The following is a 12,382-nucleotide window of genomic DNA, read 5'->3' as shown; positions in this document are numbered from 1 at the left end:
GCGCGTTCGCTCCTGCGTCGGCACCTTACAGATCGTTGAGACGGCCGACAGGCCGCTGCTAAGTCGCCTCGCGATGCAGCGGGCGCCATGACGGCGCCTGGGCCAGCAGCCCATCCCGACCCCGCCGCCATCCATGAAAGGATGCGTCCAGACCCTTCCCTAGCGGAAGCCGCATCTCTTCCCGGCCTCAACGTCCCTTACGGAGACCACACCCATGACCCTCCCCTCGGCGCGAGCCGACCAGGCGGCCCTTTTAAGCAAGGTGCCCGCCGTCACCCTTGGCTTCTGGGCCATCAAGGTGCTCGCCACCACGTTTGGCGAGACCGGCGGCGACACCCTCAGCATGACACTGGATCTGGGCTATCTCGCCGCCACCGCCATCTTCGGTGCCATCCTGGTCGGCATGATCGCCTGGCAGATGTCGGCGGACCGCTTCCGCCCCCTCCTTTACTGGGGAACCATCATCGCCTCGACCACAGCCGGCACCACGCTTGCGGACTTCGCTACCCGCTCGCTCGGCATCGGCTACCTTGGGGGCTCGACGCTGCTCCTAGCCTCGGTGCTCCTGTCGCTCGGAGGCTGGCGGCTCGCGGTCGGGCGCATCTCGGCCGACGACATTCACGACCGGCGCTCCGAGCTTTGGTACTGGATCACCATCACCCTATCACAGACGCTGGGCACCGCGCTCGGCGACTGGCTCGCCGACACGGCCGGCCTAGGCTACGTCGGCGCCGCGGCGATCTTCGCGGTCGGGCTCGCCGGCGTCGCGACCCTCCACTGGCGCGGCTTTGGCGACCGCGTGCTCCTGTTCTGGGCGGCCTTCATCCTCACGCGTCCGCTCGGCGCGGCCGTCGGCGACTTCCTCGACAAGCCGCTCGACCACGGCGGGCTCGACTTCAGCCGTCCCGTGGCCTCGGCGGTCCTCGCGGGAGCGATCCTGTCCCTTCTCGTCCTGCTGCCGCAGCGGGCTGGCCGGCACGCGTAGACAGACGCAACCACATGGGCCGCGCGGCCAAGAATGGCGGGTTGGGACACACCTGGCCCGTCCAGCCGAATGGCCACGACGGAAGGCTGTCCTGGCCACGTTCAAATCTCGGTCAGCCTGAACCCGGTTCAAGAAGCCGTCGAGGACATCATGAGCACCATCGAGGGGATGCGCCCCGCCATCTCGCACCGGCTCGCCGAGGCCCGCCGCAGGCTCGCGCCCTTGCGTCACCAGGGGCCGGAGGCCCCGGCGCACCACTGGGCCACCAAGTGGGTCCACTGGGTCGCAGCCGCGCTTCTCGTTTTTGCGTATGTCAGCAACGGCGACGTGACAGGCGCGCTAAGGGACCCCTCGGCCATGCGCTTCGAGGTCTGGGTGGGGATCGCCGTGACGGTGGCCTATGGGGCGCTCTGGCTCCTCGTGCGCAGCGCCAGCAAGGGTTCGCGGCTGCCGGCCGAGGCGCCATGGTGGGAGCGGCTGCTGGCGGGTCTCGTCCACAAGGGCATCTACCTCAGTATCGCCGCGGTCATCCTGACTGGCTTCGCGATGGCCTGGCTCGCGCCCTCGGATGTCACGGTCATCGGGCCTGGGTTCTTCGGCATCCAGACAACTACCCGCTTCGCGCTCGCCCGCGACCTCCACGAGTTCATGGCTGAGCTCCTCGGCTGGCTCTTTGCGGCGCACTTCGTTGGCGCCTTGTGGCACCGGGTGGTCCGCCATGACGGCGTGCTGCGCTCAATCTCGGTTCTACAGCGAGTGAAGACGATATAACGATGCGTCGATTGTGTCTGCGGGCAGGCAGAAGTCCTGACTAAAGCGCGGCGCGTTGGACGCAAGCCCCGCAGGCTTAGGTCGCGCGTATGTCCCGCGCGAAAGCAGAGCCTTCGCGGGCCCCGGCCACGCCTCTCCCCGCTGGTCTGCCGATCGCTCGCACCTTGGGCTACGCGAGAGTGTTGAAATAGGCCTGTGCTACTGTCGTTCGGCGGGCAAGAGCAGTTTCAGACCTCTGCTCATGCTAGGCAGTTCGGGCCTGCTCAGCAGGATTGGCTTCGAAATCATTTCTCGACAAGAGCGGCCCCGGGTCCGAGACCTCCACCTGCGTCGAGGCCCAGCGCCAAGCCGTGCTGATCCGGCAGGAGGATCCGGCTGGGATCCAGCAGCTTTGAAACTCGGCCTGAACGCGCCACAGTCGCGTCCTGTCCCGCAATCTGAGGTGGACGGGCCGGCCCCAAACAATCATATAATGTTGTCGAGCTTTGGCTGCGGCAAACATCGTTTGTGCCTTGTTGCCGTGACGTGTAACCGTGCGGCACAGCGCGCAGGACTCACAGAAGGAGATCCGACACCAGCCTAGAACGCAAAACCCCCGCGAGGTGGGCACCTCAACGGGGGGGATGCTAGACCAAGGGACGCCAATCCCTCACGGCCACGTAGATTTCAGGTCCGGTTCTAGCACCTCCCTTCATCGACGCAAGCAAAAAGCGCATCCGTGCGACCGGATGAGCCTTGCCCGGTGCCGCCTCGCTCCAACCCATCTGGACCCGAGGACCATGCTCCGACTTGCTTGCCCCCCTGCGGGCGAGGCTTCCCGTCCCGTGCTGCCCCCTGGCTGCACGCGCAGCGACGTGGAACGCCTCCTGCCCGTCCTCCGCCGCGCCTTCCGCCTTTCGGAGGCTTGCGCGTTCACCCTTCTGGCCTTCATCCAGGCCACCCGGCCCTCCGACTGGACCGATCCCGCGCGCGATCCGGTCTGCCACGCCATGCAGACGGCCATGGCGCAGCGGCTCGGGCTCACCCCGCGCGCGCTGCGCTACCACGAGGTCACCCTCGAGCGGGCGGGGCTGCTCCTGAAGACCACCGCCGCCGACGGCAGCCGCGGCTCCTTCGCCGGCGGGACCGTCGTGCAGGGCCTGAGCCTCGCGCCTCTCGTGGAGCGCATGCCGGAGCTCCTGGCGCTGGCCGCCGAGGACGAGGCCGAGCGGCAGCGCCTCCTGGGCCTGCGCCGGCAGTGCTCGGCCGCGCGCCGCGTCTTGAAGGGCGTGCTGCAGCGGCTCCTTGAGAGCGCGCCCCAGGCCCCGGCCACGACCGAGTGCCTCGCCTTCTACGCCGAGCTGCCCCGGCGCTACGACGGGCTCGAGGCGTCCGACCTCGACGCGCTCCTCTCGAGTCTGGACGAGGCTGTGGACAAGGGCCTGGGGCTGCTCGAAATGCGGCCTGAGTCTTCCGGCGTGCCGGAACCGGGCTTCCGCCTATCAGTACAAGCTACAAGAGAAGACAATCTTGAATCTTGTGTCGCCTCCGCCGACGGGACTCGGCCAGCCGGCACGCCGGCTGACGCTTCCTTGGTCGCGGCGCCTGTCGGCGCCGAGGAAGGCAGAGAACCACAGGCTCGCGACTTCCAGCGCGGGCACAAGCCCCATTGGCTGGAAACCTTCACGCCGCGACGGCTCTATGCGGCCTGCTCGGAGGACATGCGGATGTATCTCGACGCCACCAAGGGGCACCGGGCCTTGCCTAACGAGCTCGACCTGGTGCGCGCGGCGGTGATGATCCTGCCCGACCTCGGCATCAACCCCAGCGCCTGGGACGAGGCCACCGAGGCCATGGGGGACCTCGCGGCCGCCTTGGCGGTGATCGTCATCGACGCGCGGCGGTTCGACCCCGTCCGGCCCATCCGCAGCCCCGGGGGGGCGCTCCGGTCCTTCGCGCGCCTCGCCCTGGCGGGCAGGCTCAACCTCGCGGGCAGCCTGATCGGCCTCGTGGAGCGAAACCGGCGAGAGCCGGAGTGAGACCGGGCCCGAGGCCAAGGATCGGCGTCCCACGGCGTGCGCGGCCCGCCGGGCCGCGGCCGGAGACCCGCCGCGCCTTCGGGCCAACAGTTCGGGCGGCCGCGCCCTCGACCGGTGCTTGGAACCCCGCCCCTCCGGGCCCCTCGGTGGCGGCGGACTCTGTGCGGACCCGGCCCCCTTCACGACCGATGACGGCAACGCGCCCTTGGGGCTGGCCGGGCCGAGCCCAGCAAAAAGCCGGGCCGCCTCGGGGCGACCCGGCCTCACCTTCGCGTCCATCGCCGTCCCCGGCTGTGACGCCCCCTCATGCTGCTCCAGGCCGATTCGGCGGTCAAGGATGGCCGCGAGGCCCCTGCCCCTCACCTTCTCCAAATATCCCCGGAGGGCTTTCGAGCGCCTGGACAAGCAGCCGGGGGCTGCTTGTCGAGTCAAGGAAGGCCACGAGCGCCTGCGAGTGGCAGCCGGGGGCTGGCAGCCCCCGGAGCTCACACCAGCGAGGCGTTCGGACGCTCTCGCGTCCGGTCGGGTCCGGGGCGATCCTTCCACCAGACCAAGGCTGCGCCACGTCCCCAATCCGCTGTGGGATCCGAGCGGCGCAGCAAAGCAGCGCCGGAGCTCTTGCGGTGAGAGGACGCGCATGGCCCAGCCCTCGGAGGCGGGCGCGCCTTCTAGCTCGCGCCGGAGCGACGGGTCCGGATCGATGGGTCGCGTACGACGTCCTCTTCTCCGGATCAGTTGGGCCGTGGTGCGGGCAAGCGCCGGCTCCGCAGTGGGGGCGGCAGGGCCGGGGCTACTTCGGTCGGACGATCAGGACCTCGACCGGAACCCCGGCGTCCAAGGCCTCGCGGAACCATCGGGGCGCGCGGCCGCGACCCGACCAGACGTTCGCCTCGTTCTGGGGGTCCCGGTACTTGATGGGCACCTTCGTGCCGGCCAACACCGACGAGCGGGGCGGCTTGAGGGTCTCGCGCGAGAGCCCCCACCTCGCCAGGATCGCGCCCACAGGGTCATCCTTGTCGCTCACGGGGGCCCTCCCGGTTGCAGGAATCTCGACCGCTCGTGTCGATCCGGGCTGGTTCGCGCGATCTCCCGCCGCGAGCGCGCGACCGGACCCGGAGGGCGGTCACACCTGCAGGCCATGTTCCCGCACCGGCTCGAGCACGTCGCGGACGAGGGCCCGACGGAACTGCGGAACCAGATCCTCGCAAGGGACGCGCCGATCCCATTCGGGGTCGGAGACGGCGAACGTCCGGCCGCGCACCCGTCCGAGCCAGTCGCGGCGCGGCACGACCTGGCCCTTCAACCGAACCGGACACACGCGAAACAGGTCTTCGACGGGGGCCGGGGGCGGCTTCGCGGTCTCCCGGCGCTGGACGTCGCACCAATGGACCTGGACGTCGTACCACCGGAGGTCGCTCCACGCCTGCTCGTGGGTAGCACGCCTCCCAGATGAAGGCGGCCAGGCGCTCGATCTCGTTGGTGGGCGACTGGCCGCGTTCCAGGCCGAAGGCCACATGGGTGATCCCCTCGACCGTGATGCGGGCCACGCGCGTCCGGGATGCGGTCGAGCGGGAAGAGAACTCGATGAGGTTCGGCGCGGTGAACCGTTTCCGCGTGGGTTCCATCGGGCCTCTCCAAGTGTCGTGGCGCCATCTCGGTTCGGGGTGGCCGGGGACGGGTCGCACGAACACGGGCCCGGCGGTGAAGGAGTGTCGCCTAATCCGGTCGGATCCTCATGGCCTCAGGCGTGATGCCAGTCTCGACCGCCGCCACGAACCATTGCGGAGGCCGGCCCCGACCCGACCAGACGTTGGTCCTCGAGGCGGGGTCCCGGAACTTGGGAGGGATCCGGACCCCCGCCAGGGGAGAGCGGGACAGGTCCATGAGGTCCGCGAGGTGGAAGCCCCACGCCTCGGCCGCGGCCTGCGCGGCGGCCAGAGCCTTCCGTTTGCGGGCGAGGTCCGTCTTTCCGGCGAGCGCCTGATCGACCTTCCGCCGAAGGATCCGCAATTCGGCGGGCGTCAGGGTCGATAGGTCCGTCTGCTTCGTCGTCACGCCACCCTCGCCGCAAGCCTGTCGCCGTCAGCCCAGCAATTCCCGAAAGGGGCGCATGGGGCAACGCCTCAACAACCAGCCGTTGTTCATCCCGTCCCCGCGTGGCTTTGGCGTCTCGCCCGCGCGGCGGGCGACCGGGCTCTAGTCCCGGCCCGCCGGAGACCGGCCGGGACCGGAGCCAGGGCCTGGAGGCCCCGTCTCCGCCGCACGCGGTCACGATCCCTGACGCGGGCCAGAACCACCCGGACGTCCCCCCGGTCCTGGGGTCGGTCTTGGGTCGGGGGGTCCGGGGCCTGATCCCGAGCGCAGATTTCCGCCGCCGCGCGCGGCGGCGGAAATCTGGTCCCGGCGCCCTCCTCGCCGCGGGGCGATGGCCCCGCCGCGTCCGGCCCTTTGGGGGCCGGACCGGACGGCCCCGGCGCCCGGGAGCCTTCGGCCCCTTGACCCGGCCCCGAGCGGCGTCGCCTTCGGCTCCATCCCCGCCCCCGGTGCCCGGGGTCGGGGCTGGGCCAGTCTCGGCCGCCCGGGTCCGCGTCAACCCCCCGCCCCAAGACCGACCCCAGGCCCTCCGTCGGGCGGGGTGCGACCGGCGCGGCGGGACGGGAGGAGGCTTGCCGTTGATGTCGCTAGACTTTTTGTCCTAAGACGCTTGACATATAGACACAAAGTCTTTATATATGAGGCATGGGGAGCGCGGTGCTCCCCATGGTGCCCCCACCCGCTGGGGACAGGAGATGACCAAGATGACCAAGAGCCCTGAGGACCAGGAGCGCGGCTTCGACGCGGGACGCCTGATCGACGAGGCCAAGACGGCTGTCGTTATCGCAGAGCAGAACGACCGCTTCCGTTACAGCTTCGGCGCGGACCCTGCCGTGCCGGGCCGGATCGTCGTCACTCAAGGTGTCGCGGCCCTGGGCCGGGATGCGGGCCTGCGGATCGTGGTGGCGGTGATGCGCTTCGCGGACTTTTCCGAGGACAACGACCCCCACGGCTGGCGCGACTTCGGCGCCTTCGAGATCGAGGACGGGGGCCGCGCCGTCCGGCTCTACTGGAAGATCGACCTCTACGACGCCGACTACCGCTTCGGCTCCGAGGTCCCCGAGGACCCCGCCTGCACCCGGCGCGTCCTGACGATCCTGCTCCCCGACGAGTGGTGAGGACCGGCAGGGGCGCCGCCGCGCGCCCCTTCCACCCCGCGCGTTCGCGTCACCCTTGGAAAGGACCAACCCCCATGATCACCCAATCCCTTGTCGCCGAGGCCGCAGCCCTCGTCCCCTTCACCGACCTTTACCTGTCCCCGCTCAACCCGCGCGGGCTTGTCTCCGAGGCGGGCATCGAGGCCCTGGCCCAGAACATCCGCGAGCTGGGCCTGATCCAGAACCTCGCGGGTCTCCGGGACGAGACCGGTCGCGTCGGCGTCGTCGCCGGGGGCCGCCGGTTGCGCGCCCTGGCCCTCCTGCAGGACGATCCCCGGTTCCAGGCCGTCCCCGTCCGGCTTGCGCCCGACGAGGCCACCGCCGTCGTCTGGGCCTCGACCGAGAACCACCATCGCGAGCAGCCCCACCCCGCCGACGAGGTGCGCGAATACGGGGCGATGGCCGCGCGCGGCATTGCCGTGCCTGCCATCGCCATCGCCTTTGGCGTCTCCGACAAGCACGTCCAGCGCCGCCTTGCGCTCGCGCGCCTGCCTGCCCCCGTGCTCCAGGCCTTGCGCGACGACCAGATCAGCCTCGGCCAAGCCGCCGCCTTCACCATCAGCGACGACGAGGCGGTGAGCCTTCAGGTCCTGGCCCGCGTGCGCGGCCAGTCCTTCAGCGACCACCAGATCAAGCGCCTCTTGAAGCCCGAGAGCATCCGGGGCACCGACCGCCGGGCCGTCTTTGTGGGCCGGGAGGCCTATCTGGCCGCCGGAGGCCGTCTCGGCGGCGATCTCTTCACCGAGGAAGACCTGTTCGACAGCCCCGACGTGCTCGACCGGATGTTCGAGGCCAAGCTCCGGGCCGAGGCCGAGGCCCTGCGGGTGGCCCAAGGCTGGGCCTGGGCCGAGATCAGCCTGAGTGACTACTTGGGCCACCCGGAGATCGAGCGGTGGCAAGGCGGCCGGCTCTATCCGGCTCCGGGCGAACTGACCGAGGAGCAGGCCGCCCGCTACGACGAGCTGGCCGAACTGGCGAACGGCGACGTGCTGGACGAGGAGGGCGAGGCCGAGCTGGCGGCCCTGTCTGAGGCGGCGGACGGCGCCTACACGCCCGAGCAGAAGGCCCATGCCGGGATCATCCTGCGCGTCGATCACCGGGGCGAGGTGCGCGTCCACGACGGGATCGTGCGGCCCGAGGATTGCGAGGCGGCGATCGCGGCAGGTGTCCTCGCTCCCTCCCTCCACGGGGCGGGAACGGGGCCTAAGCCGCCGAAGCCGGCGATCTCCGCCGCCTTGGCCGAGGACCTGACCCGGATCACGCGCGGCGCGCGCCAAAGCGCCGCCCTCGACCACCCGGAGCTCCTCCTCGACCTCTTGGCCTTCCAACTGGTGGGTCAGCTCGGATACCGCTACGCGTTCGGGCTCCGGCCCACGGAGGTCCGCGTCCAGCCGTTGTCGGAAACGGGCTACACGTTGGACGAGCGCCTCCAAGCCCCGCGAGACGCCCCGAAGGACCCCTGGACGGCCGACTTCGCCAAGGCGTTCCGCGCCTTCCGCAAGCGAGGGCCCGAGGCCGTGCGCGCCGATCTGGTCCGGAGCCTCGCCGCTCTCCTCGACGTGGAGGACGAAACGCTGGGAGCCCTCATCGACAAGGAGGCGAAGGCCGACCTCCGCAAGGTCTGGACCCCCACCGCCGAGAACTTCTTCGCCCGCGTGGGCGGCTCCACCCTCGACGCGCTGTGGTGCGAGCTTCTGGAGCTCGCGCCCGAGCACCCGACCGCCACCTCCTTCGCCAAGCTGAAAAAGCGGGAGAAGGCCGAGACGCTGGAGGCCCTCTTCGCCGACCCCCGCGCCCACCGGAGCGTCACCGAGGCGCAGGCCACGCGGATCGCCACGTGGCGGCCCGAGACCCTGGCCTGAGGTCCCCTCGCCGGGGCGCCTGCCCGCGCCCCGGCCCCCGGCCCGCCCTGCCCCGGCGGTTGCTGAACCTCTGACAATCTTATAATGTTGCAGGGGTCGCTTCCCCTGCCCGATCGCGAAAGGATCGACCAGATGCGGACGTTTGCGGAGTTCCAGATCATCGGCCATGTGGGCAAGGTCCGCATGGTGGGACCCACCTTGCGGGTGGATGTCGCCGCCGACTACGGGCGCAAGGACGACAAGGGCCAGTTCCAGTCGAACCCCTACTGGAACGAGGTCACGCTGTTCAACGACCGGGTGATCGCCTGGGCCAAGGACAGCCTCAAGCCCGGAGACCTCGTTCACGCCCGGGGAACGCTTCGCCAGACCCGGTGGGAGAAGGACAGACAGACGTTCTACGGCGTCACGCTGGCGGCGGACGACTTCGACCTCCTGGCGCCGAAGGCTCCGGCGGCAAGTTGAGGCCCCAGCCTTCGACAGGGCCGGCCCCCGGGTGCGAGACCCCCCTGCGGGCGGTCTCGCACACGCCTTGAGATGCGGACATGGTGTCTCTAAATCAGGGCGCGAGCCCGTGGCGTCCCGCCACGGTCCTGGACCCGAAGGATGGCGAGCATGACCCTCAAGAGCCGTTCCATCGGCGAGCGCCTGTCGCGTGCCAAAAGCCCGGAGGTCCGCCGCGAGATCATGGCCGACTGGATCAAGGATTGGGAGCGCGACCAGCTCGCCATCGTCGCAGAGCTGAACCAGGCCCTCGATCAGCGGGATTGGAGCCAAGTCAGCCGCGGGGCCGGCCAACTCCGCGCCGTCACCCAGGAGCGCCTGGGCGCTCTCCAGCGCATCCTGCAGCGGCTGGCCGGAGAGGCCCCGGCGTGACCAACGTTCCGCCTGAAGCCCCCGGGTTCGGCGAGGTGTCGCCCCTCGAGGACGCCCGCCCGATCGCGACCATCCTGCGGGCGTTCATCGACCGCCATCGCACGACCGACGCCGGAGCCGCCGCCGTCCTTGGGCGGTCGCCCCGCACCATCACGCGCTACTTGGCGGGGGAGCCCTGCGAGGACGAGGCCGGCCTTCGGGCGCTGCTGGCTCTGATCGACGAGGGCCGCCTGCCTCCGCCGCGGCCGCGCGGCCGCAAGGGCCGCCCCCGCCGGCCGGCGTGATCCCGCCCCCTGCCCTATGGCTCGTCCGCGTCCGAATCGGGGTCCGGCGTCAGGAGGGGCGGCACCTTGGTCTTCATCAGCCGCGACACCTGGCCCGTGTCCCAGCGCAGAAGCCAGCCCAGGACCTCGCCCGTCACGGGATCGTTGATGGTGTGGATCATCGTGCCGATCTTGCGTTTCTGCCGTGCCATGCCGTTCCACCTGTTGCTGTGGGGTGCGGCGGCTGGACCGGCTCCTCCTGAACTGGGAGGCGGGGAGCAGCCGCGCTGCTCCCCTGCCCCAGCGGCGAGCGCCGAGAGGATGGGGGGGAAGCGGATTCGACAGGGGTGGTGCGGCCCGCAGGGCGAAGCCCGAGGACACGGCCCTGTCTAATCCGCTTCGGGGGGAAGGAGGTCGGAACTCCTTCCCCCCTGCCGGTCCTTGGCTTGACTGCCGGTGGGGGTCCCTCTTGGTGAGGGCCTGCGGCTCACGTCCGCTTGGCGATCTGCGCCAGCACGTCGTCCACGGCCTCCCAGAACGCCGGCTCGATCTGTCCGCGGATCAGCCACCACGCGCCCTTGACCCCCAGCGGATCATGGACGCGCGCCAAGCCGTCCAGCGCTCCGGCGTCGACCGTCAAGGTCGAGTCGAACAGGTTCTCGCGGCCGCCGCCCCGCTCGACGGCCCGTGGCTCGACGTAGGCGTCGCCCACCACATAGCCGGCGGCCGCCTTGCGCCAGGCGGCCTGCAGCACGTCGCGCTTCCGGAGTCCCGTGGCGGCGATGCGCTCCACCTGCGTGGCCAGCGGCCGGATCCCCACCGAGATCTGCACCCGCCCCTTCTTGGGGCCGGGCGCCTTGCTCGCAGCCGGGGCGCGCCGGTCCGGCTCCGGGCGCGCTGCGGATGGCGGAGCCGGCGCGATGACAGGGGCCGCGTGAGGCTGGAGCGGCCCCGGGGCCGCCTCCGGAGCCGTCTTCTTCGGCTCGGCCCGGGGCCGGGGATGGTCGACCGGCGGCGCGGGCGGTCCGGAGCGGCTCACCCCAAAGGACTCCGTGTAGTCCGGATCGTTCCCCAACAAGGCTTGGAAGGTCTTTCCTGGCCGCGGCATCCCTACCTCTCCATGATGTTGTTGAGCACGCCCATGGCTTCCACCAACGCCTCCTGGAAGTGGCGGGCCCGGTTGCGCTCCAACGGGCTCGGCTGGCTTTGGTAGCTTTGGGCGATCTCGCCCAGGAACCCACGCTCGTCCATCTCCTTGTAGGCGGCCCGGTCCTGGACGATCGTGTTGATGACGGGAAAGAGCCCGTGCGCCCTCTTGGCCAGCGCCACCTCCAGCTTCGTGGCCTTGGAGGGGAAGCGGGTCAGGACCACGCGGTGGGGGGGCAGGTCCTCTGGGCGCGAGGCGCGTTCCTGAAGTCGCTGGAACCACTGAGCGGTCTGCGTCCCCACCACGAGGTCGCTCGACGTGGCCAGCACGGGCGTGATCAGGTAATCCGCCAGCATGGCGATCTGGTCGGCCCACGCTCCGGCCGTTCCGGCCGTGTCGATGAAGATGAAGTCGGTCGCGTCGCCGTCGTAGGCCTCGTTGATCCGGGCGTCGAGCTCCTCGGTGTCCCGGGCCCGGGCGAAGGACGCCCCGGCCGGCACCATGCCCTGCTCCGTCGCGCGCTCGAACCACCCGCCCAGATCGCCTTGCGGATCGGTGTCGATCAACAGGACCGACTTGCCAGCCCCGAGCGCGGCGCTCGCCAGCGCCTTCACGAGGGTGGACTTGCCGCAGCCGCCCTTGCGCGCCACCGCGGCCACCACCACCATGTTGTCGTTCGCCATCCTGAACTCCTCGCCCCGACCCGGTCTGTGCGCCAGGACTGGGGGCTCGCCTGCTGCCTCGGACCGGACCCTAGCTGCTGGCCGCTGATCGGTCATCCCTTGCCGTCGGTTGCGGTCCTCTCCGCGCGGTGCTGTTGTAGCTGGCCCACATGGGCCGGTCTTGGACCGCCGTGTGCTGTACGATAAATGCGGGATGCTGATCGCGTCCAGCTTATTGGTAACTGCCTTGAGTGGAATGCTTGACGGCAAGCGCTTCACGCGGTGAGTGGATCGCTGATAGCTGGTCCGTGGCCCCTGATTCCTGTGTGTCGGGCGCTTAAAGGTTCCTGCTCGTTACTTATTGCTGGTCGCTAGCGGCTCGTTGGTCATGGCTGTTCGGTGAGTGCCGTGCGTCATCAGGGGTCCGTTGGACGGCACAGGGTCATAACTGAGTGCTGGTGGCTGTGCGACGTCCCGGAGTCGCTCTCCGGTTTCCGCCGTTCGGGGTGCGCCGTCCTTTGAACGGTCGGGTCGGCGCTGGCGGCGCCGA

The 12,382-nt window shown here is 70.2% G+C and carries 14 protein-coding genes; 8 read left to right on the top strand and 6 right to left on the bottom strand.

Annotated elements, in window-relative coordinates:
* The first annotated feature begins 214 nt into the window (after positions 1-214).
* The 3 genes from J2Z33_RS14130 (at position 215) to repC (ending at position 3,774) form a co-directional block, all read left to right on the top strand.
* On the top strand, positions 215-985 hold the full coding sequence (locus J2Z33_RS14130; RefSeq protein WP_209842173.1) for a COG4705 family protein: 771 nt from the start codon (positions 215-217) through the stop codon (positions 983-985).
* Between the two features lie 150 nt (positions 986-1,135).
* Entirely contained in the window at positions 1,136-1,756 is a 621-nt protein-coding gene (locus J2Z33_RS14125) for a cytochrome b (RefSeq protein ID WP_209842171.1), read from the top strand.
* An 824-nt stretch (positions 1,757-2,580) separates the two neighbouring features.
* On the top strand, positions 2,581-3,774 hold the full coding sequence (gene repC / locus J2Z33_RS14120; RefSeq protein WP_342454199.1) for a replication initiation protein RepC: 1,194 nt from the start codon (positions 2,581-2,583) through the stop codon (positions 3,772-3,774).
* A gap of 790 nt (positions 3,775-4,564) precedes the next feature.
* Here the strand turns inward: repC and J2Z33_RS18475 are convergent.
* The 3 genes from J2Z33_RS18475 to J2Z33_RS18975 form a co-directional block, all read right to left on the bottom strand.
* Entirely contained in the window at positions 4,565-4,798 is a 234-nt protein-coding gene (locus J2Z33_RS18475) for an H-NS histone family protein (RefSeq protein ID WP_342454198.1), read from the bottom strand.
* A gap of 99 nt (positions 4,799-4,897) precedes the next feature.
* Complete coding sequence (locus tag J2Z33_RS14110; RefSeq protein ID WP_209842166.1) at positions 4,898-5,062, bottom strand: hypothetical protein; 165 nt, start codon at positions 5,060-5,062, stop codon at positions 4,898-4,900.
* A 428-nt stretch (positions 5,063-5,490) separates the two neighbouring features.
* The gene (locus J2Z33_RS18975; protein WP_377110139.1) at positions 5,491-5,658 is read right to left on the bottom strand and encodes an H-NS histone family protein; all 168 of its coding nucleotides are present in this window, start codon (positions 5,656-5,658) and stop codon (positions 5,491-5,493) included.
* Between the two features lie 914 nt (positions 5,659-6,572).
* On the opposite strand from J2Z33_RS18975, the gene J2Z33_RS14100 reads away from it, so the two are divergent.
* The 5 genes from J2Z33_RS14100 (at position 6,573) to J2Z33_RS14080 (ending at position 10,044) form a co-directional block, all read left to right on the top strand.
* The gene (locus J2Z33_RS14100) at positions 6,573-6,986 is read left to right on the top strand and encodes a DUF3768 domain-containing protein (RefSeq protein WP_209842162.1); all 414 of its coding nucleotides are present in this window, start codon (positions 6,573-6,575) and stop codon (positions 6,984-6,986) included.
* Positions 6,987-7,060: 74 nt separating this feature from the next.
* On the top strand, positions 7,061-8,887 hold the full coding sequence (locus J2Z33_RS14095; RefSeq protein ID WP_209842160.1) for a ParB/RepB/Spo0J family partition protein: 1,827 nt from the start codon (positions 7,061-7,063) through the stop codon (positions 8,885-8,887).
* A gap of 132 nt (positions 8,888-9,019) precedes the next feature.
* Positions 9,020-9,349 (top strand): single-stranded DNA-binding protein, encoded by a 330-nt coding sequence (locus tag J2Z33_RS14090; RefSeq protein ID WP_209842158.1) that lies wholly within the window; start codon positions 9,020-9,022, stop codon positions 9,347-9,349.
* 150 nt (positions 9,350-9,499) lie between these two features.
* On the top strand, positions 9,500-9,760 hold the full coding sequence (locus J2Z33_RS14085) for a hypothetical protein (RefSeq protein WP_209842156.1): 261 nt from the start codon (positions 9,500-9,502) through the stop codon (positions 9,758-9,760).
* On the top strand, positions 9,757-10,044 hold the full coding sequence (locus J2Z33_RS14080) for a hypothetical protein (protein WP_209842154.1): 288 nt from the start codon (positions 9,757-9,759) through the stop codon (positions 10,042-10,044). The genes J2Z33_RS14085 and J2Z33_RS14080 overlap by 4 nt, the downstream gene beginning before the upstream one ends.
* Before the next feature lie 14 nt (positions 10,045-10,058).
* Here the strand turns inward: J2Z33_RS14080 and J2Z33_RS14075 are convergent, their stop codons facing one another.
* The 3 genes from J2Z33_RS14075 to J2Z33_RS14065 all read right to left on the bottom strand — a co-directional run bounded on the left by J2Z33_RS14075 (position 10,059) and on the right by J2Z33_RS14065 (position 11,853).
* Positions 10,059-10,235: a hypothetical protein gene (locus tag J2Z33_RS14075; RefSeq protein WP_209842152.1), complete on the bottom strand. Its 177-nt coding sequence runs from the start codon at positions 10,233-10,235 to the stop codon at positions 10,059-10,061.
* A gap of 275 nt (positions 10,236-10,510) precedes the next feature.
* Positions 10,511-10,855, bottom strand: coding sequence for a hypothetical protein (locus J2Z33_RS14070; RefSeq protein ID WP_209842151.1), 345 nt, complete (start codon positions 10,853-10,855; stop codon positions 10,511-10,513).
* A 278-nt stretch (positions 10,856-11,133) separates the two neighbouring features.
* The gene (locus tag J2Z33_RS14065; RefSeq protein WP_209842148.1) at positions 11,134-11,853 is read right to left on the bottom strand and encodes a ParA family protein; all 720 of its coding nucleotides are present in this window, start codon (positions 11,851-11,853) and stop codon (positions 11,134-11,136) included.
* Positions 11,854-12,382 lie beyond the last annotated feature (529 nt).

The sequence above is a fragment of the Rubellimicrobium aerolatum genome (assembly GCF_017872975.1).
GTDB lineage: Bacteria > Pseudomonadota > Alphaproteobacteria > Rhodobacterales > Rhodobacteraceae > Rubellimicrobium > Rubellimicrobium aerolatum.
Note: the sequence above shows the minus strand (reverse complement) of the source record. Positions and strands in the feature narration are given on the sequence as shown.

Bases quoted from the DNA above. Each gene is read 5' to 3' on its own strand.
- J2Z33_RS14130 (WP_209842173.1), top strand. From the start codon at position 215: ATGACCCTCCCCTCGGCGCGAGCCGACCAGGCGGCCCTTTTAAGCAAG.
- J2Z33_RS14125 (WP_209842171.1), top strand. From the start codon at position 1,136: ATGAGCACCATCGAGGGGATGCGCCCCGCCATCTCGCACCGGCTCGCC.
- J2Z33_RS18975 (WP_377110139.1), bottom strand. From the start codon at position 5,658: ATGGACCTGTCCCGCTCTCCCCTGGCGGGGGTCCGGATCCCTCCCAAG.
- J2Z33_RS14100 (WP_209842162.1), top strand. From the start codon at position 6,573: ATGACCAAGAGCCCTGAGGACCAGGAGCGCGGCTTCGACGCGGGACGC.
- J2Z33_RS14095 (WP_209842160.1), top strand. From the start codon at position 7,061: ATGATCACCCAATCCCTTGTCGCCGAGGCCGCAGCCCTCGTCCCCTTC.
- J2Z33_RS14090 (WP_209842158.1), top strand. From the start codon at position 9,020: ATGCGGACGTTTGCGGAGTTCCAGATCATCGGCCATGTGGGCAAGGTC.
- J2Z33_RS14085 (WP_209842156.1), top strand. From the start codon at position 9,500: ATGACCCTCAAGAGCCGTTCCATCGGCGAGCGCCTGTCGCGTGCCAAA.
- J2Z33_RS14075 (WP_209842152.1), bottom strand. From the start codon at position 10,235: ATGGCACGGCAGAAACGCAAGATCGGCACGATGATCCACACCATCAAC.
- J2Z33_RS14065 (WP_209842148.1), bottom strand. From the start codon at position 11,853: ATGGCGAACGACAACATGGTGGTGGTGGCCGCGGTGGCGCGCAAGGGC.